This is a genomic window from Paenibacillus sp. J22P169 (assembly GCF_059691995.1).
Map to the genome: position 1 here is coordinate 157,932 of NZ_JCAUAO010000001.1, position 18,474 is coordinate 176,405.

The window sequence follows — 18,474 nt, forward strand, 5'->3', positions numbered from 1 at the left end:
TTTCCATAATGGAGAGAGGGGAATTGGATAACCGTGTGAAGGAGAAGGATGTTTACCTATGTGCGGACGCTACACGATCACTGTAACGTTAGAGGAATTGATGCTGCGTTACGATATTTACGATACTTTTATGCCGAGATATAGCCCCAAATATAATGTCGCGCCTGGACAGCAGGTGATGGCGATCGTCCATGATGGGCAGCGAAATAAGCTAGGTGAGCTGCGCTGGGGACTCATTCCAGAATGGGCCAAAGAAGAGAAGATTGGCTATCAAATGCTCAATGCGCGCTCTGAAACCCTGGCGGACAAGCCTGCCTTCCGCAAGCCCTTTGAGCGTAAGCGTTGCCTCATCCCAGCCGATTCTTTCTATGACTGGAAAGGAGCGGGCAAGCATAAGCAGCCGATGCGCATTATGCTGCGCAGCAAGGAGCTATTCAGCATGGCGGGGCTGTACGACACATGGACGTCTCCGGACGGCATCCGCATCTCTACGTGTACGGTCATTACGACGGAATCCAACGAGATGATGAAGGATATTCATGAGCGAATGCCTGTCATTTTGCCACGGGAGAAGGAAGCTGCTTGGTTAGATCGGGGTGTGAAGAATGTGGATCAGCTTCGTCCATTGCTGCAACCCTATCCTTCAGAGTTGATGATGGCGTATCCGGTATCTAATCGCGTGGGGAATGTGCGGAATGATGACGAGCTATGCATAGAGCCGATAAGTCTTTTGATTTAAAAGGTAGAGGGTAATAGAGAATAGGAGCGTCAAGAAACATGAGAAATGGTATGGTAATGAGGATCACGCTTATACTCGCTATTGTAATGTCGATCAACGGCTATATAGGCTGGCACCTCAAGGTTTTTCTATCGCATCTACTTGGTGATTCATTTCATCCAGGGTTGTATTGGCCTGTATTTTGGCTCATTGCTTTGTCCTACATAATAGGACGATTTGGAACACGGATGCTGCCTCCAACGATAACGCGGCTGCTTAACATCATCGGTTCCTACTGGTTAGCTCTCATTCAATTCGGCATTCTCGTACTGCCAGTCACTGATATCGCAATAGGTGTGCTTTATGCAGCATCGGTTTCTTCAGCGACTTATGTGCCTATTCTGGGGTGGATCGATGTAGTGATTGTACTTGTTCTACTCATATTAGGTTCTTATCTAGCGCGAACTCCGGTTGTACGCAAGCATGAGATTACGATTCCCAAGCGAGCAGGAGATTGGGAACAGCTTCGGGTCGCAATTGCCTCGGACATTCATTTGGGTGCAGTCGTCGGCAATCGGCATTTGCGCAAGCTGGTCAAGCATGTGAAGGCGATGAAGCCTGATTTGATTCTGCTGCCTGGCGATGTCATTGATGATGATATTAAACCTTTTATTCGATATCAAATGGGACAAACCATGCGAGAACTGAAGGCTCCGTTAGGCATTTATGCCGTGCTTGGCAACCATGAATACTATGGTGGACATATTCCAGCCTTCGTGGAACAAATGGAACAAATCGGCATTCGCGTGCTGATGGATGAAGTCGTTCATATCCAAGAACGCTTATATCTCGTGGGGCGTAAAGATAAATCAGCGGAACATTCCGCTGGAGGACGCAAACCGTTAGTCTCCTTGATGGAGGAGATAGATCTAGCGCAGCCGATTATTGTCATGGACCATCAACCGTACCAGTTAGACATCGCAGCGGCAGCAGGCGTCGATGTGAATCTGTCAGGTCATACACATCGTGGTCAAATAGCGCCGAATCATCTGTTCACCAGGCGGATCTTTGAACTAGATTGGGGCTATTTGCGTAAAGGGAACCTCCATGCGATAGTATCTTCAGGATTTGGCACATGGGGGCCGCCGATACGATTAGGCAGCCAATCCGAAATCATTGAACTGATCATCCATTTTACAAGTAACGATAGAGAAGAGGATTAACACCTATGCAAGAGTTAGAGAAGAAGCAAATTACCCCAGTGGAGCTGGCGGCAGCGATGATGCAGCTTACCATGAAAAGCATAGAAAATAGCTGGGACACCTTACAACCGGCTGTATTAGCATACTTGTCTCCTCCGGTGTTAACGATGGCTAAGGAGGATGAGTTGGTCAGAGAGGCCTACCTAGCTGCATTGGCGCTGGAAATCTACTGCATTCCCCATGCTTTTGAAGAGGAAACAGCACGTCTAGTTAGCATAGGGATGGGCCAAGTGATGGCTTCCGACAATTTGGCGGAGCATCGTTTATCAGAATCGATTACGCAGTACTACCTCCCGCGTTTGGCTGCTGTAGCTGAGGCAGAACCCGATGATTTGGCGCTTGAGCTTGTCCGGGAGGGAGCGAGAATCTTTTACGAGCGGATCGAGCTTCCCTTGAAGCCAGTGGATCCAGGCACAAGTTTATTATGGACGAGACTGTTCCCGTTTTTAGCTGGAATCGTTGGGAAATGGCCCATTTTAGCTACGAAATTTGAAGTGAAGACAGAGTAGTAATGGGCGTAATTGGCCTGAAGACGGAGGGGGACAGCACGAATGTCAAACAAACGAGTGCACGTATATGTTTTATCTGGATTCCTGGGGAGTGGCAAAACGACCTTACTCACCAAGGCGATCGATTATTTCACTGAAGCGGGACGCAAGCCTGCCGTGATTATGAATGAAATTGGCGAAGTGAATTTGGATGGACAATTAATAGCCAACGAGGTACCCATGTCTGAACTGCTAGGCGGATGCATTTGCTGTTCTAGTCGTGGTGATCTCGCCACAGCATTGAATGAATTAGTGACGGGGGAGCAGCCGGATTTGATTTTTGTCGAATCGACGGGGATTGCGAATCCCATGGAGATTATTGATGAGGTAACGGATGCTTCGCTTCTACTTCCGATAGAGCTTTCAGCGATAATCACGGTTGTGGATGCACCGCAGCTGCTAGAGTTGAACCGCACAAGTCGCGGAAAAACCTACCGGCTCATGCGGGATCAAATTCGTTGTGCCAACTTGCTCCTGCTCAACAAGACGGACCTGCTGCAGGAATCAGCGCTTCAAGAAGTAAATGATCTTGTACGGGAATGGAATCCGTATGCGGAATTGCATTATACCGTGTTTAGTCAGATTGATATCAAACTGATTGAAGACATTCACAAAGAAGGTTCTGGCAGGGCGCCTGTGCAGGTAGAAACGAACGACGAGGCGCAGCCGCATAACCATGAGCATCACCATTCACATAACCATGTGATGGCGTATACGCACTTTTTTGAACGGGCCGTAGATAGCAACGCGTTTGAAGAATTCGTAAGCAAACTCCCTCAGGAAGTATATCGTGCCAAAGGAATTCTAAGCTTCTCGGATACATCGAGCCGGTTCTTATTCCAATACGCGTACAGAGAAATGGATTTTGTGAAAATAACGCCAAAAGGCGATGTACCTGACGTAGCCGTCTTCATCGGAGAGAACTTCGCCAAAGATGTGATTCGCACAGAATTGCTGAAGTTAGAAGCGATGTCCGATTCCGGAGAAAACAACTAGCAGGAAATCGAAATCCTCAACACTTGTTGAGGATTTTTTCGTAGGACAGAGTTCGTCATTGTTCTACACTTGACGCAAGTGACCCATTTGCTGCACTATAATAGGAGAAGATTTCAACACAGAGGGGTAATGCACGTGAGTACGCATACGGATACGATCGATGAGATGCTAAGAGCGATGTCGCAGAAAGGCTGGCGAATTACGGAACAGCGCAGAAGCTTAGCGACCTTATTTGCAGAATCGGGTAGTTACTTATCGCCGAAGGATGTTTATGAACATATGAAAATGAAATATCCAGGTGTAAGCTTCGATACTGTGTATCGTAATCTCCGATTGTTGAGCGAGATGGGTGTTCTGGAGCAATTTCATTTGGCGGATGGCTTGAAGTTCAAAGCGAGCTGCTTGTCACACCATCATCATCACATGATTTGCGTCAGCTGTGAGAAGACTGTAACGTTTGAGTTCTGTCCAATGAAACTTGTGCAGGATTTGCCGGAAAGCTTTGAGATTCAAAGCCATCGGTTTGAAATATTTGGTTATTGTGCAGATTGCAAATCAACGATGCCTGCCGCTCAGGTGGGCGAGTAGATTGTTATTACATGCAGCATGGAAAAAAGCAGTCCCGCGGGAATCAACCCAGCGAGGCTGCTTTTTTGGCATGGAGCTATCTGCTTTTAGTGACGTGGAGCAGTTCAGGAACCGTGACGAACGTGTAGCCTGCCGCCTTGAGTTTACTAATTAACGGTCCGATAGCTTGTACCGTCCCTGATAAATCCTGGCTATCAGCCCCTCCAGAATGCTGAAGAATAATGGAGCCAGGCTTCGTCTGCTGTATGATATTGTGAAGGACTTGGTCGGAACTCAATGACTTCCAATCGAGGGAGTCGACATTCCAGTTCACAATTAAATAGTGATGATCAGCGATCCATTTAACTTGCTCCTCATTAATCGCACCGTAAGGAGGGCGGATTAACCTAGGAGAGTAGCCAATGAGTCCTTGCAAAACAGTTTCTGTACGCTCAATTTGGCTTTGAAATTTATCCACAGAGAGCTTCGGTAAATTCTCGTGACTGTACGAGTGATTGCCAATGACATGACCTTCATTCACGATTCGCTTGATGATGTCGGGATGAGTAGTAGCCATAGAACCAAGTACGAAAAAGGTTGCCTTCACTTGATTCGCTTTCAAGGCATCTAGCACTTTAGGCGTAAAACGTGTATCGGGTCCATCGTCAAAGGTTAACGCGACTTTTTTCTCTTGACTTGAGCCGCGGAGCTTGAATGTTTCTGGGTACTTAACAACGAGCTGCGAGAGTGTAAGCTTTTTCTGAGAAATTCGGATTTGACCCTGATTTTTTTGAACGGGTACAGAAGGTCTCTTGGAAGCTTCAGGTTGTGTCACTGGCTTTTTCGAGCTGATCTTAGGCTTCAAGCTTGGCGCTAAGGTGGAACTCGGTGTCAGTGTATGGCTTGGTGCTCGAGAAGGTACTGCTGATGGCATCGCAGAAGCAGAGGGCTTGCTCGTGGGTGGCAACATGCTAATTCGCTTCTTTGAATTTGCAGTATCTGTAACAAATGGGTACTCCGCTAAGTCCCTGCTAGCCTCCGTGGATGTCTGGGTGACATCTGGAGAGGCATGTTGGGCTAAGCTCTGATCTTGAAAAGGCTTTGAATAAGGCACACCGCAGCTGGTTACAAGCAGGCAAACGATGCTAAAGGACCAAAGCCGCTTGGTCATGGCAATCCCCTCCGAGCATTATGACTATGCTCTAGGTTTTGTTAGGGGGAGCGATGTTATCCAGTGCAAATAACGGAAACGGACAATCTCAGAGAAGGTCTCGTAAGATGGCTACCTAATACGTGAAACTGCTTATGAAATGATTTTCTGAAACGTAACGATATCTAGAAATTGACCCCACTTGAACCCTACCTCACGATAGTGTGCACATTGCTGGTAGCCATTTCGGGTAAACATGTGGATGCTAGCCGAATTCTCCGCACAAACCGTCGCAATTAACGAGTGGAAGCCGCGCTCTTTCGCGAAGGTTTCTATATATTGAATGGAGGCAGAGCCTACACCTTTTCCGACATACTCAGGATGAAGATAGATTGTCACTTCACCGGTCGTATCATAAGCTTGCTTTTTCTTATGGGGCATCACCTGAACATAGCCTTGTGGCTTCTCATTTTGCATAATTACATAGGTCTGATATCGCGGGTTGCCGTGAATGACACTTTCCGTGAACTCGGGTAGAGCAACAGGCTCCGTATGGAAAGAATAGGTTGTGTGAAGAACGAAATGATTGTAAATTTCCATGAGAAAGGGAATGTCGGGCGACTCTAATGGTTTAAATGTTAGGGTAGACATGATGTAGGCACCTCGCTTAGTTAAAAGACAATTTGCAATATATGTTCCACGGTCATAGTGAGATACCTGCTTACAAATGACATTTTCAAATAGACATTCCGTTCCAATCCATGTATCTTAGATATAATATCTACTAGAATTAGGGGGAGTCACAGTCACATGTCGGACAATTTAAGTTATATTCTCGTGATCGTCATTGGTGTCATCGTACTCGCTGGCCTGACTTACATGAATCTTCGCAAAATAAGCAAATCGACAGCAGATTTGACACATCTCAAGAAAAGAACGCTTCTCTGGAGTGAAATCTCCCTTGCATTGTTCGTTGTGCAATTGTTTTTCCGTGATCGGAACGGCGGATTCTTATTATTCTTCGGGATACTGACTCTGTTTACAGGGGCGCATTACGTAGGGGTCTTATACTATACACGCAAAAGAAACCGTTAAAAATGAAGAGGCTCTCCGCGTAGACCATCTACGAAGGGGAGCCTCTATTTTATTGGCAGATGCGATACGCCGATAGGGACAATCTAATCATTCCAATTCGTCGGTTTCGTCTTCGTCGGTGTTTTCCATTTCTGGTACCATTTCTTCTTCTGTTTCTGGCCCATTAATGTTCGCAACTGGAGCATAACAAGCTTAGCGCGGTCTTCATCGGCATACTTGTCACGCAGATTCTCAAATACAGGTTGATCTTTCATGGCTGACCTTCTTTTCTGACTGTAGGATGAATGTAAAATATAGGGAATGTATGTTCTTGTTTCGATTATAGCATAAAATGGAAGAGTGGATCAAGATTCGAGTTGAAATGAAAAGTGATTGCCAAGTTAGTTCCTGTAGAGTCTTTTTAAAACAAAAATAACCCCATTTATATAAGGGGGTAAGACGATAGTTATATATAAATAGAACGGGTCACACTAAGGGGTTAGAAAAATGTCCTATAAAATAATAACGGCGACTGCTTGCGCAGCCGCCTCATGGGAGAGGAGAAACCGGATGAAGAGCTTATGGGGAAACGTAAGCCTTCTCCGCGGTTGTCTACGACATTCTCTGATGTCGATAGTTCAAGCATGACCGATTTACGGTAAATTTATACATCGTATGGATAAAATTTTTGTGTCAGATTAGTGCTTGTGGTACGATAGCAAAAGAATGAACCAGCATGAAAGGGAAACGGACAGATGAGAGTGATTTCAGGCACGGCCAAAGGCAGGTCGTTAAAGGCTGTACCCGGTACAAGCACACGACCAACAACAGATAAAGTGAAGGAAGCGATCTTCAGTATGATCGGACCTTATTTTGACGGTGGGCAGGTGCTTGATCTGTTCGCCGGCACGGGCGGGCTAGGAATTGAAGCGCTGAGCCGTGGTATGGATAAGGCGGTATTTATTGATATCGAGAAGAAAAGCATCGACACGATTGGGCACAATGTAGAAGTCGCCAAAGTGAAAGATCAAGTGGAGATTTACCGTACGGATGCGGCGAGAGCATTGAAAGTACTGGCGAAGCGGGCGGAGAAGTTCCAACTTGTATTTTTAGATCCTCCCTACCGGATGAAAGGGATCACAGAGCTGATGACGACGATGGAGGAACAGTCCATAGTGGAGGCTGACGCTACAATTGTTGTCGAGCACGATGCCAAGGATATATTGCAAGAAACCATAGGTGGATTTAAGCAGTTACGTAGAGCAGACTATGGAGATACGGCTGTTACCATTTTTAAACGCGACGTAGCATCCATAGAAGTCAGCAATTGAAGGAGATGAACAGCATGATGAGGCAAGAACATGGTATTACAGTTGCGGTATATCCTGGTAGCTTTGACCCGGTTACTTATGGACATCTTGATATTATACATAGAGCAGCGAAAGTATTTGATAAGTTAATTGTAGCAGTGCTGAACAACACGTCCAAGAATGCGTTATTCACGCTGGAAGAACGAATGGAATTGCTTCGAAAAGTAACGGCAGATCTTCCTAATGTGGAGATTGACGGATTCCGGGACTTGATGGTGAACTATATGAAAGCTCGTAATGTCAGGCTTATCGTTCGTGGACTTCGGGCCGTTTCGGATTTTGAATATGAATTGCAAATGGCATCGACTAATCACAAGCTAAATCCAGATGTGGAAACGTTCTTTATGACATCGAAGCCACAGTTTTCCTATTTGAGTTCAAGCATCGTGAAGGAGATTGCCAAATTCCATGGACCTGTGGAGGATCTGGTGCCGGCAGAAGTGGAAGAGGAGTTACGCAAAAAATTCCCTCAGACCTAAAATCTAGATCGAAAGGAATTCAGGTTTAAGGTTTGGATTAGTTTGGCAAGGTTTGATTTGATTAATTCACCGTTTTCCTTTGAAAGAGGCGCAAGCCTATTGAAATGAGTAGCATGATGGTAAAAATGAAAAGGAATTGCGTTAGCATTGGTCCCCATAGGCCCCATGCCGTTTCGCCGTTCAAGGGAAAGGGTGCCGCGGCGGCCGAGTTAGTTGCTAAGTCTAAGCGGAGAAAGCTTGGCTCTGCATCTAATAGGAGCAGCTGCAATGGTTTCCATAGCAGGATTGTTGTGAATAGAGCGAGTACGGCATGCAGAGCGCGGGATTGTAAGAAAAACGTATAGCGGGCATCGGTTTTCTGATGAAAGCCAGCAACCTGTGCGTGAGCTGATAAGCCTCCCCAGCCGAGAAACGTACTAAGGAGTGCCATTTGCGGCAGAAGCGGGAGATCCTTAGCTTGGCTTAAAGCATAGGAACCAAGATGGATTTCCATCACTCCTTTGATCCATTGCGGTGTTGTATCCGTGAAGATACCCATAAAGCCAAGAAGGAATTGCGTGAGAGGACGAAGCATATCGGCAAAATGTGTGATAGAGATGACGTTAATAAGCACGGAAAATATCATCATGTAACCGCCAATCAACATCAGTGTTTGTACAGCGGAGGTTACTGCATCTCCGAGCAGCTTACCGAAAGCACGTCCATCTTCCCAATAAGCTTGGCGCATAGCCAATAGGGCTGATTTCCAAATAGAACCGACTTCTTTCTGTTTAGTTACGAGCGTTTTCATTTCGTGAGGGGAAATAGCTTGCTTGTTATGTCGCATCAAGAATCCTGTTGCGATAGCGGAAATGTAGTGAATAATGGCAAGTAGGATACCTAACTTGGCGTTGTGAAGGAATCCAATCCCGATAACCATGATAAGGAATAATGGACTGCACAAATGCGTGAGGGCAGTTAAACGCTCTGTCTCTGTTCGTGTAAGAAGGTTTTTTTCGCGCAATGATGCAGTAATTCTAGCTCCTGCTGGAAATCCTACAACAAAGCCTGATGCCAGTGCCCAACCGCTAACACCAGGTAGGCGGAAAATAACGCGCATCAGCGGTTCTAGAAGCACGCCTGTCCCTTGAATGACACCGAAGCCGATCAGGAGCTCGGTCATAATAAGGAAAGGCATTAACGCAGGAAAGACAAGCTTCCACCAAATAGTCAGCCCTTCGAGAGAAGACTGAAAAGCTTTGTCAGGAAATAGAATGACAGATATAACGACCAGTCCAGCCAAAGCTCCCAGCACCAGTGTTGTGAGTTTGGCATGGAATCTTGCATTAGGCATAGCATCACCTCGTCCATCGAACATGCTTCATTGTACGCAAGAAGACAGGCGATTAGACCAAGCTTTCATCGTGACGAGTTAGGTCAAACATCAAGTGAAAGCAACAGGAAAGGGGAACCTGTATGGATAAGGAAGAAGAGAGCACGATACGTACGTGGTCGAATGATTCATATCGATATCCGAGAAGCTCGGCAACGAGACGTTACTTAATATCTGCACTAGTAGGTATTATCATTGTATATTTGCTGTTTTTTGTGAGGCTGCCCTTTTTTGTTTTTATGCCAGGTACCGCGGAAGAAATCAAACCTATGGTGTCCATTACCAAAAGCACGGGCACAGAAAAAGGGACGCTCATGCTCACAACCGTGCGCGTAGCTGATGCTAATGTGGTGAACTATTTAGTAGGACTCGTTCATCCGTATGAGGAAATTCAGCCGAAGAAGGCAGTGCTCAAACAGGGAGAGTCCGAACAAGAGTATTCACAGCGTCAGGAATATGTCATGTTAACCTCACAAGCTAGTGCCATTCAAGCCGCTTACACCGAGGCTAAAGTCCCATTTCACATTGATCATGAGGGTGTTATGGTTCTGCAAACCGTCCCGGGTTTGTCTGGGGAGAAGGTACTTAAGCCGGGTGATGTGCTTTTGAAGGCAGGGGACAAAGAGATCAAAGTAGCGCAAGATTTACTAGACTCACTAGCAGGCAAAAAAGCAGGAGACACCATCTCAATTACGTATGCAAGGAAGAAGACTGAATTCCAGACGACATTGACGCTAGGAGCGCTGCCGCTTCAAGAAGGAGAGACGGCGCCGCGGTCAGGCATTGGTGTGGTACCAGCGGGAATGCAGTCGGTGAAAGCCGATCAAGAAGATCAGCAAGTGTCGATTAAGGCTGGTGATATTGGCGGACCTTCAGCTGGCCTCATGTTTTCTTTGGAGATATTCAATCAGCTTGTACCCGAGGATATTACGAAAGGTTATCGTATAGCAGGGACGGGAACGATAGAAGCAGATGGCACCGTAGGACCGATTGGCGGTATTCAACACAAGATTATAGCTGCGGATCGGGAGAAAGCGGACATTTTCTTTGCGCCCAAGAATATGACCTATAAAGACGGAACCAAAATCGAGAACTATTCAGATGCAGTCAAAAGAGCGAAGCAAATTAATACGAAGATGAAAATCGTAGAAATTGGAACGATGGAAGAAGCCTTAAAATATCTAGCAGCATTGCCTCCGAAATAAGTCATATCTAGTAAAAGTAATTTAATTTAAATTGACAAAAGGTATGCATAATGGATATAATAATCTTTGTTTGTTTGGGGTGATATCATGCAAATTCGATTTAGAGAGCTATCTCTGCAAGGGCAATCGGTGCCAATGAGTGAAGTTATGAATTTGACAGAACCTTTTGAGGGTCGTCAAGACATTCTTAACCATGGACCTGTTCATGCAAATCTTCATGCAAAGTATGAAGAAGGAGTAGTTAAAGTTAACGGTACGTTAACGCTAGACTTGGAGTTAAGCTGTTCCCGATGCTTAACGCACACGAACCAAACAATTAAGCTTCCTTTCAAGGAAGTTTTTATGCAAAAGCCGGAAGAAGAAGATCCAGAGCTTGACGAGGATATTCATCTGGTGGTTGGGGATAAAGTAGATTTGGAGCCTTACGTTGTAGAGAATGTAGTGGTTGGTTTACCGTACATACCACTTTGTGACGAAGCGTGCAAAGGTCTGTGTCCCGTGTGCGGAGAAAATCGCAATGCAAGGAATTGCGGCTGTAAGCAGGATAAGATTGATCCTAGACTTGCAGGTCTCGCGGACTTTTTTAACAAAGAATAAGGCAACGCCGAAATTCGTATAAGGAGGTGTTTTGAATATGGCAGTACCTCAAAGAAGAACGTCCAAAACTCGTCGCGACAAGCGCCGTACTCACTTCAAATTGGAAGTTCCAGGCATGGTGAAATGTGAACAATGTGCAGAACTGAAGCTAGCACATCACGTGTGCAAGTCTTGCGGAACTTACAAAAGCAGAGAGATCGTAAAAGCATAAGATTCGACATAGTACTTCATCCTAGGTGAGGTGCTATTTTTTTTGCTTTCTTTTTGGTTCTAAATTTAATATACTACAGTTTAGTATCTGGTAATAAGATGAGATCTCACGAGATAAGGTGGTGCTTACCATCGAACGCCTTCCTAAACGACAAAGGCAGCAGCAGCTGTTGCAAGCCATTGAAGCGAACCCCTTTATGACGGATGAGGAATTGATGCGAACGTTTGGGGTTAGTATCCAAACTGTCCGCTTGGATCGATTAGAGCTCGGTATTCCTGAACTGCGGGAACGCATGAAGCATATGGCCGTCAAAACGTATGATCCTGTGCGTTCACTTCCGATTGATGAAGTCATTGGGGAAGTCATAGACTTACAGTTGGATCAGAGCGGTATTTCGATTTTTGAAATTAAAGAAGACCATATTTTTTCCAGAACCAAAATTGCCAGAGGTCATCACATTTTCTCACAAGCCAACTCGTTGGCTGTTGCTGTCATCGACGATCCGATTGCTTTAACAGCTTCGGCTGATATCCGATTTGTACGATCAGTGAAGCTGGGAGAGAAGTGTGTCGCCAAAGCTTATGTGCGATCTGTTTCCAAAGGGAAAGCACGCGTAGAGGTGTTCACTTATGTGGGTGAAGAGACGGTGTTTCGAGGCAACTTTGTCATCTTTCATTCGAAGAAAGAGCAACATCTAGATAGGGAGGACAAGCTCCATGCGGATCGCGATTGATGCAATGGGTGGAGATCATGCGCCTAAGATCGTAGTTGAGGGTGCTCTCGCAGCGGCCAAAGAGTGGAAGGACGTACATATCATTCTAGTCGGTAACAGTGCCGCGATAGAAGCTCACCTCACAGAGAGGCCGGATAACCTAACGATCCATCATGCGGAAGAAGTCATTGAAGCCGAGGATGAGCCAGTTAAAGCAGTTCGTCGCAAGAAAGACGCTTCCATGGTTGTAGCAGGAAGACTGGTTCGGGAGAAAGAAGCCGAGGCCATGATTTCAGCAGGCAACACAGGGGCACTGATGACGACTGGATTGCTCATAGTAGGAAGAATTCCGGGAATTGAACGTCCAGCATTAGCACCTATGATTCCAACCATGGATGGCCATGGTGTGCTTGCCTTAGACTTAGGAGCGAACATGGATGCAACGCCTGAACAATTGATCCAATATGCGATTATGGGCAGCATTTATCGTTCCAAAGTACACGGTGTGGTCAAGCCTCGCGTAGGTTTGTTGAATGTAGGGACGGAATCGACCAAAGGGAATGAATTAACCAAAACAGCATATCCTTTAATGGAACAAGCTCCAATTCATTTTGTTGGCAATGTAGAGTCTTCACAGGTGCTTCGCGCTAAATGCGATGTGATCGTCTGCGACGGCTTTGCTGGAAATATTATGTTGAAATCACTGGAGGGCGCAGCGTCCGCCATATTCTCAGCATTAAAAGAAGAATTCACGAAATCCATCTTCTCGAAGCTTGCGGCAGCCGTGTTGAAGCCAGGGTTGACGCAATTCCGCAAGAAGCTGGACTATAATGAGCATGGAGCGGCGCCATTTCTAGGTATTGATGGTTTAGTACTCAAAAGTCATGGTTCATCCGATGCAAATGCCATTAAGAATGCCGTTCGACAAGCAAGAATTGCGTTACAAAATGATTTGGTTGGCACCATATCTGCCGAAATTAGCCGCGGGAAGCGAGATATAACAACATGAACTTAATACCAGTTGGGGTACTCGGAACGGGTAAATATGTACCAGAGCGTATTTTAACGAATCAAGAACTAGAAACAATGGTTGAAACGAACGATGAGTGGATCGTATCCCGGACAGGCATACGTGAGAGAAGAATTGCGGCAGAAGGACAAGCTACGTCTGATCTGTGCTATGAAGCTTCTTTGGTTGCTCTGTCGAATGCAGGGATCACGGCCGATCAACTCGATTTAATTATTGTTGCGACCATTACACCAGATATGTCATTCCCATCTACAGCATGTATTCTTCAAGAGAAACTGGGTGCTAAGAAAGCCGCAGCGTTCGACTTGTCAGCAGCTTGTTCAGGCTTTGTCTATGGACTAGCGAATGCTGCTAATTTCATTGCCACAGGTACATATAAATACGCGCTTGTCATTGGAGCAGATTGTTTGTCCAAAATTACCGATTACACAGACCGCAATACCTGCATCTTATTTGGAGACGGCGCGGGAGCTGTTGTGATTGGTGAAGTGCCTGAAGAACGAGGCTTCAAATCTTTTGAATTAGGCGCTGACGGTACTGGCGGTCCTCTACTGAAGATTGAAGGCGGCGGGTCCCGTAATCCAGCATCACAGAACTCGTTAGATCAGCGTTTGCATTACATCTATATGGCGGGCGCTGAGGTCTTCAAGTTTGCAGTTCGCATTATGGGGAATGCTGCGGATGAAGCTCTTCGTAAAGCGGGTTGGGAGAAAACAGATATCGATCTGCTAGTCCCTCACCAAGCTAACATGCGAATTATTCAATCCTCACTGAATCGCTTGGAATTGTCGGAAGACAAATGTATGATTAACTTGGACAAGTACGGTAACATGTCGGCTGCCTCCATTCCGGTTGCATTAGCAGAAGCTTCCGAGCAAGGCAGATTAAATGAAGGTGATCGACTTATCTTAGTTGGCTTTGGCGGCGGACTCACTTGGGGTGCGACAGCTTTAGTTTGGTAAGCAGCTAGATGAACTTATTTTAATGTGTGAAAATGACTGAATAAATCGTGGAAGGGGATCCTTTTCTCGTATGGGTAAAATAGCATTTGTATTTCCGGGCCAAGGCTCTCAATCCGTTGGTATGGGACAAGACCTATACAACGCGTTGCCAGCTGCCAAGGACTATTTCGACCGCGCGAATAAAGCGCTAGGATTTTCTTTGTCTGATCTGATCTTCCAAGGTCCTGAGGACCAACTGAAGATCACGTACCACACGCAGCCCGCGCTGCTCACGACAAGCATCGCTTGTCTGGAGGCGTTCAAGGCTGCTGGCATCACGCCGGACTATGTCGCAGGACATAGTCTTGGCGAGTACAGCGCGCTCGTCGCAGCCGGCGTGCTCGCGTTCGAAGACGCAGTCCGCACGGTGCGCGCACGCGGCGAGTTCATGGAGCAGGCCGTCCCAGGCGGCCTGGGTGCCATGGCAGCCGTGCTGGGAGCCGAGCGCGGAGCGCTGGCGGAGCTTTGCGCGGCTGTCACAAGCGGCGGCTCCGTCGTGGAGCTCGCCAATGTTAACTGCCCGGGACAGATTGTCGTGTCGGGCAGTAAGGAAGGCGTTGCAGCGGTTGTCGAGCGCTGCAAGGAAGCTGGCGCGAAGCGTGCCATCCCGCTTGAAGTGAGCGGACCGTTTCACTCGTCCCTCATGAAGCCAGCCTCGGAGCGCCTCGCAGAGGTGCTCGCGTCCATCGAGATGAGCGATGCTGCTGTACCCGTTGTCGCCAACGTAACAGCGCGTCCTGTGACCCAGCCGAGCGATATTCGCGGCTTGCTGGTGGAGCAGGTGTATTCCCCTGTGCTGTGGGAAGACACGATCACGTACCTGATCAGTCAAGGCGTGGATACGTTCATCGAGCTGGGCTCGGGAACCGTGCTTGCCGGCTTGATCAAAAAAGTCGACAAAACGGTGAAAACCGTATCGATTGGCAGCCTGGAAGCGCTGGACAAGTACATGCAGGAGGTGCACAATCATGTTAACGGGTAAAGTGGCGCTAGTCACAGGAGCTTCGCGTGGGATTGGTCGTGCGATTGCTTTGCATTTGGCAGAACACGGTGCTGATGTGGTTGTGAACTACGCTGGGAGTGAAGCCGCTGCCAGTGAGGTTGTAGCTGCAATTGAAGCGATGGGCCGCAAAGCGATTAAATTGCGTGCAGACGTAAGCAGCTATCAAGAATCTGACGATCTTGTGAAGCAAACGCTAGAAGTTTTTGGTAAAATTGATATTCTCGTGAATAATGCGGGCATAACAAGAGACAATTTAATCATGCGAATGAAAGAAGAAGAATTCGATCAAGTGATCGCTACGAATCTCAAAGGTGTGTTCAACTGTGTCAAAGCGGTCACACGTCCGATGATGAAGCAGCGCTTCGGTCGAATTATCAATATATCTTCTGTAGTTGGCGTGCTCGGTAACCCGGGTCAAGCTAACTATGTAGCAGCAAAAGCAGGTGTAATCGGCTTAACGAAGGCGACTGCGAGAGAGCTATCCTCGCGTGGCATTACTGTGAACGCCGTTGCGCCAGGCTTTATTGAAACCGATATGACAGACAAATTGTCTGCTGAGATGCGTGAACACATGCTGAAGCAAATTCCGCTGGAGCGCCTTGGGCAGCCAGAGGAAATTGCGAAGGTAGTTCGCTTCTTGGCTTCTGACGATGCCTCCTACATGACAGGGCAAACGCTCCATGTAGACGGCGGAATGTACATGTAAGTTTCTCCAAAATGAGAATCGCAAAATTGTCTACTGGCAATCTGTTAAAGATTCTCGTATAATACCAAATGAGGAGGTGAACCGGATGTCCGACGTATTGGATCGTGTTAAACGAATTGTAGTCGATCGTCTAGGGGTTGATGAAGCTGAAGTCACCCTCGAAGCATCTTTCAAAGAAGACCTAGGTGCTGATTCTCTCGATGTAGTTGAATTAGTAATGGAATTAGAAGATGAATTCGATTTAGAAATTTCAGATGAAGATGCTGAGAAGATTACGACAGTAGGAGAAGTTACGAATTACATAAAATCTCATACGTAATAGTCTACAGAGTCCCGTTTCTAATAAAGACGGGACTTCTCTCCATTCTCAATAACAAAAAATGAATGACTACATAGAAGGTGGTACAAATGAACAGAGTTGTAATTACAGGTATGGGCGTAGTTACTGCCCTTGGTCAAGATTTAGAAACATTCTGGGGGAACCTGACTGCTGGTAAATCCGGCGTAGGTTTGATCGAGAATTTTGATGTAAGCGAATACCCAACGCGGATTGCGGCTGAAATCAAGGATTTCAACATTGAAGAATATGTGGATCGTAAAGAATCTCGCCGGATGGACCGTTTCGTTCAATTCGCAGTTGCAGGCGCTTTAAATGCGCTTAAGGACGCGAATTTGAACGTGAAGGAAGATACGGATCCTGAGCGTGTAGGAGTTTCCGTAGGGTCAGGCATTGGCGGGTTGAACACGTGGGAAGAGCAACATCGCATTTTGCTGGAGAAAGGTCCTAAACGGGTTTCACCTTTCTTTATTCCGATGATGATTGCGAACATGGCGTCTGGTCATGTATCGATGGTCACAGGGGCGAAAGGGCCGAACTCCACAGCTGTAACAGCTTGTGCAACAGGCACGCATTCCATTGGTGACTCTTTCAAAATGATTCAACGTGGTGATGCTGACGTAATGATCTGCGGTGGTGCTGAAGCGACGATTACGCCGATTGGTGTAGCTGGCTTCTGCGCGTTGCGCGCAATGTCGACTCGCAATGAAGAGCCGCATTTGGCAAGCCGTCCATTTGATATAGGTCGTGATGGCTTTGTTATGGGTGAAGGTGCTGGCGTACTCATTCTGGAGTCACTGGAGCATGCTCAGAAGCGTGGCGCACGTATCTATGCTGAGGTTATCGGCTATGGTATGAGTGGCGATGCGTATCACATGACAGATCCAGACCCAGATGGCGCTGCACGTTGTATGGTGAAAGCGATTAAGGATGCAGGTATTGCACCGGATGCGATTTCGTACATTAACGCTCATGGTACATCGACTCCTGTTGGAGATAAGTCCGAAACGTTGGCAATCAAGAAGGCGCTAGGCGAGCATGCGTATAAGGTTGCTGTTAGTTCGACGAAATCCATGACTGGTCATTTGCTTGGCGCAGCTGGCGGTGTCGAAGCAGTAATTTGTGGATTAACAATCGCGAATAGCCTTATTGCCCCAACGATCAACTTGGACAATCAAGATCCTGAGTGCGATTTGGATTATGTACCAAACACAGCGCGCGAAGCGAACGTTGGTATTGCGATGTCGAACTCCTTCGGGTTCGGTGGTCATAATGCCACGATCATCATGAAAAAGTTTGAAGCATAATTTACCTTCCTGCGACGAAAGATAACGGAATATCATTCTCTCCGGGTGGTGAAGTAAGGCGTGAACCGTGATATTAAGGATTTACAGAAGCAGATAGGTGTCTCATTTCGTAAGTCGGAGCTGCTGAAGCAAGCTTTCACACATTCATCTTATGTGAATGAACACCGTATCGCTGGACATAAAGATAACGAACGACTTGAGTTTCTTGGAGATGCCGTACTTGAACTAACAGTTTCGGAATTTTTATATGAATCTTATCCTGGGCGTTCAGAAGGTGAATTGACGAAGCTAAGGGCATCGATTGTCTGCGAGCCCTCGCTCGTGACATTTGCCGAAGATTTGGATTTCGGTGCCTTTGTCTTACTAGGTAAAGGCGAAGAGTTAACAGGAGGACGATCACGGCCAGCCTTGTTGGCAGATGTGTTTGAATCCTTTGTTGGCGCTTTATATCTAGATCAAGGCTTGGATACCGTTAAAGCGTTTCTTCAGAAGCATGTATTCGCCAATATTTCCAGTGAAGGCAAGCTGCTTGTGATTGACTACAAGACGCAATTGCAAGAGCATACCCAGCATCACAATATGGGTTCCTTGGAATACCGGATTGTGAATGAACGGGGGCCAGCACACGAGCGAGAGTTCGTTGCTGAAGTGCTCATGGATAGCGAGCTTCTGGGGACTGGTGCTGGTCGTTCTAAGAAAGAGGCGGAACAGCAGGCTGCTGCTGGCGCACTGTCCAAGTTAAACGTAACCGTACAACGATAGTGGAAAACCAGAAGAGGCAGCTCCTGCTGCCTTTTTTGTATTTTTCTCTTATTTTCATAGGCGATAT

At 46.7% G+C, this 18,474-nt stretch carries 23 protein-coding genes; 19 read left to right on the forward strand and 4 right to left on the reverse strand.

The annotated features are described in order from the left end of the window. The first annotated feature begins 58 nt into the window (after positions 1 to 58). The 5 genes from AC58QG_RS00785 (at position 59) to AC58QG_RS00805 (ending at position 4,112) form a co-directional block, all read left to right on the forward strand. Positions 59 to 739 carry an SOS response-associated peptidase gene (locus tag AC58QG_RS00785; protein WP_497359870.1) on the forward strand — a complete coding sequence of 227 codons (681 nt, stop codon included), beginning with the start codon at positions 59 to 61 and terminating at the stop codon, positions 737 to 739. A 56-nt stretch (positions 740 to 795) separates the two neighbouring features. Further along, positions 796 to 1,941: a metallophosphoesterase gene (locus AC58QG_RS00790; protein WP_497359872.1), complete on the forward strand. Its 1,146-nt coding sequence runs from the start codon at positions 796 to 798 to the stop codon at positions 1,939 to 1,941. 5 nt (positions 1,942 to 1,946) lie between these two features. After that, positions 1,947 to 2,489: a hypothetical protein gene (locus tag AC58QG_RS00795; RefSeq protein ID WP_497359874.1), complete on the forward strand. Its 543-nt coding sequence runs from the start codon at positions 1,947 to 1,949 to the stop codon at positions 2,487 to 2,489. 42 nt (positions 2,490 to 2,531) lie between these two features. Then, positions 2,532 to 3,524, forward strand: a complete 993-nt coding sequence (locus AC58QG_RS00800; RefSeq protein ID WP_497359876.1) for a CobW family GTP-binding protein — start codon at positions 2,532 to 2,534, stop codon at positions 3,522 to 3,524. 129 nt (positions 3,525 to 3,653) lie between these two features. Continuing rightward, positions 3,654 to 4,112: a Fur family transcriptional regulator gene (locus AC58QG_RS00805; protein ID WP_497359878.1), complete on the forward strand. Its 459-nt coding sequence runs from the start codon at positions 3,654 to 3,656 to the stop codon at positions 4,110 to 4,112. A 76-nt stretch (positions 4,113 to 4,188) separates the two neighbouring features. On the opposite strand, the gene AC58QG_RS00810 is transcribed toward AC58QG_RS00805, so the two are convergent. Together AC58QG_RS00810 and AC58QG_RS00815 are read right to left on the reverse strand one after the other, a co-directional pair. After that, positions 4,189 to 5,262: a polysaccharide deacetylase family protein gene (locus tag AC58QG_RS00810; RefSeq protein WP_497359880.1), complete on the reverse strand. Its 1,074-nt coding sequence runs from the start codon at positions 5,260 to 5,262 to the stop codon at positions 4,189 to 4,191. 132 nt (positions 5,263 to 5,394) lie between these two features. Beyond that, the gene (locus AC58QG_RS00815; RefSeq protein WP_497359882.1) at positions 5,395 to 5,892 is read right to left on the reverse strand and encodes a GNAT family N-acetyltransferase; all 498 of its coding nucleotides are present in this window, start codon (positions 5,890 to 5,892) and stop codon (positions 5,395 to 5,397) included. Between the two features lie 159 nt (positions 5,893 to 6,051). Between AC58QG_RS00815 and AC58QG_RS00820 the strand changes: the two genes are divergently transcribed. Then, positions 6,052 to 6,336, forward strand: a complete 285-nt coding sequence (locus AC58QG_RS00820; protein ID WP_497359884.1) for a hypothetical protein — start codon at positions 6,052 to 6,054, stop codon at positions 6,334 to 6,336. A gap of 83 nt (positions 6,337 to 6,419) precedes the next feature. Here AC58QG_RS00820 and AC58QG_RS00825 read toward each other — a convergent pair whose 3' ends face one another. Then, positions 6,420 to 6,590, reverse strand: a complete 171-nt coding sequence (locus AC58QG_RS00825; RefSeq protein ID WP_157257142.1) for a hypothetical protein — start codon at positions 6,588 to 6,590, stop codon at positions 6,420 to 6,422. Positions 6,591 to 7,070: 480 nt separating this feature from the next. On the opposite strand from AC58QG_RS00825, the gene rsmD reads away from it, so the two are divergent. Both rsmD and coaD read left to right on the forward strand, forming a co-directional pair. Further along, positions 7,071 to 7,646 (forward strand): 16S rRNA (guanine(966)-N(2))-methyltransferase RsmD, encoded by a 576-nt coding sequence (gene rsmD, locus AC58QG_RS00830; RefSeq protein WP_497359886.1) that lies wholly within the window; start codon positions 7,071 to 7,073, stop codon positions 7,644 to 7,646. 5 nt (positions 7,647 to 7,651) lie between these two features. Then, positions 7,652 to 8,164 carry a pantetheine-phosphate adenylyltransferase gene (gene coaD, locus AC58QG_RS00835; RefSeq protein WP_414813329.1) on the forward strand — a complete coding sequence of 171 codons (513 nt, stop codon included), beginning with the start codon at positions 7,652 to 7,654 and terminating at the stop codon, positions 8,162 to 8,164. A gap of 61 nt (positions 8,165 to 8,225) precedes the next feature. On the opposite strand, the gene AC58QG_RS00840 is transcribed toward coaD, so the two are convergent. Then, complete coding sequence (locus AC58QG_RS00840; RefSeq protein ID WP_497359888.1) at positions 8,226 to 9,497, reverse strand: nucleoside recognition domain-containing protein; 1,272 nt, start codon at positions 9,495 to 9,497, stop codon at positions 8,226 to 8,228. 122 nt (positions 9,498 to 9,619) lie between these two features. Between AC58QG_RS00840 and AC58QG_RS00845 the strand changes: the two genes are divergently transcribed. The 11 genes from AC58QG_RS00845 to rnc all read left to right on the forward strand — a co-directional run bounded on the left by AC58QG_RS00845 (position 9,620) and on the right by rnc (position 18,407). Next, positions 9,620 to 10,741, forward strand: coding sequence for a SepM family pheromone-processing serine protease (locus AC58QG_RS00845; protein WP_497359890.1), 1,122 nt, complete (start codon positions 9,620 to 9,622; stop codon positions 10,739 to 10,741). Between the two features lie 87 nt (positions 10,742 to 10,828). Further along, the gene (locus AC58QG_RS00850) at positions 10,829 to 11,338 is read left to right on the forward strand and encodes a YceD family protein (protein ID WP_497359892.1); all 510 of its coding nucleotides are present in this window, start codon (positions 10,829 to 10,831) and stop codon (positions 11,336 to 11,338) included. Between the two features lie 37 nt (positions 11,339 to 11,375). Next, positions 11,376 to 11,549, forward strand: coding sequence for a 50S ribosomal protein L32 (gene rpmF / locus AC58QG_RS00855; protein WP_056624823.1), 174 nt, complete (start codon positions 11,376 to 11,378; stop codon positions 11,547 to 11,549). A gap of 118 nt (positions 11,550 to 11,667) precedes the next feature. After that, positions 11,668 to 12,282: a transcription factor FapR gene (gene fapR / locus AC58QG_RS00860; protein ID WP_164483581.1), complete on the forward strand. Its 615-nt coding sequence runs from the start codon at positions 11,668 to 11,670 to the stop codon at positions 12,280 to 12,282. Next, entirely contained in the window at positions 12,266 to 13,270 is a 1,005-nt protein-coding gene (gene plsX, locus AC58QG_RS00865; RefSeq protein ID WP_497359894.1) for a phosphate acyltransferase PlsX, read from the forward strand. Before fapR ends, plsX begins: the two co-directional genes overlap by 17 nt. Further along, positions 13,267 to 14,253, forward strand: a complete 987-nt coding sequence (locus AC58QG_RS00870; protein ID WP_497286461.1) for a beta-ketoacyl-ACP synthase III — start codon at positions 13,267 to 13,269, stop codon at positions 14,251 to 14,253. The genes plsX and AC58QG_RS00870 overlap by 4 nt, the downstream gene beginning before the upstream one ends. Before the next feature lie 70 nt (positions 14,254 to 14,323). Then, positions 14,324 to 15,274: an ACP S-malonyltransferase gene (fabD, locus tag AC58QG_RS00875; RefSeq protein ID WP_497359896.1), complete on the forward strand. Its 951-nt coding sequence runs from the start codon at positions 14,324 to 14,326 to the stop codon at positions 15,272 to 15,274. Further along, entirely contained in the window at positions 15,261 to 16,001 is a 741-nt protein-coding gene (gene fabG, locus AC58QG_RS00880; protein ID WP_310500344.1) for a 3-oxoacyl-[acyl-carrier-protein] reductase, read from the forward strand. Before fabD ends, fabG begins: the two co-directional genes overlap by 14 nt. A gap of 85 nt (positions 16,002 to 16,086) precedes the next feature. Then, positions 16,087 to 16,320: an acyl carrier protein gene (acpP, locus tag AC58QG_RS00885; protein WP_028558238.1), complete on the forward strand. Its 234-nt coding sequence runs from the start codon at positions 16,087 to 16,089 to the stop codon at positions 16,318 to 16,320. Positions 16,321 to 16,409: 89 nt separating this feature from the next. After that, positions 16,410 to 17,645, forward strand: coding sequence for a beta-ketoacyl-ACP synthase II (fabF, locus tag AC58QG_RS00890; RefSeq protein WP_497359898.1), 1,236 nt, complete (start codon positions 16,410 to 16,412; stop codon positions 17,643 to 17,645). 60 nt (positions 17,646 to 17,705) lie between these two features. Then, complete coding sequence (gene rnc / locus AC58QG_RS00895) at positions 17,706 to 18,407, forward strand: ribonuclease III (protein ID WP_497359900.1); 702 nt, start codon at positions 17,706 to 17,708, stop codon at positions 18,405 to 18,407. The last annotated feature ends 67 nt before the right edge of the window (positions 18,408 to 18,474 follow it).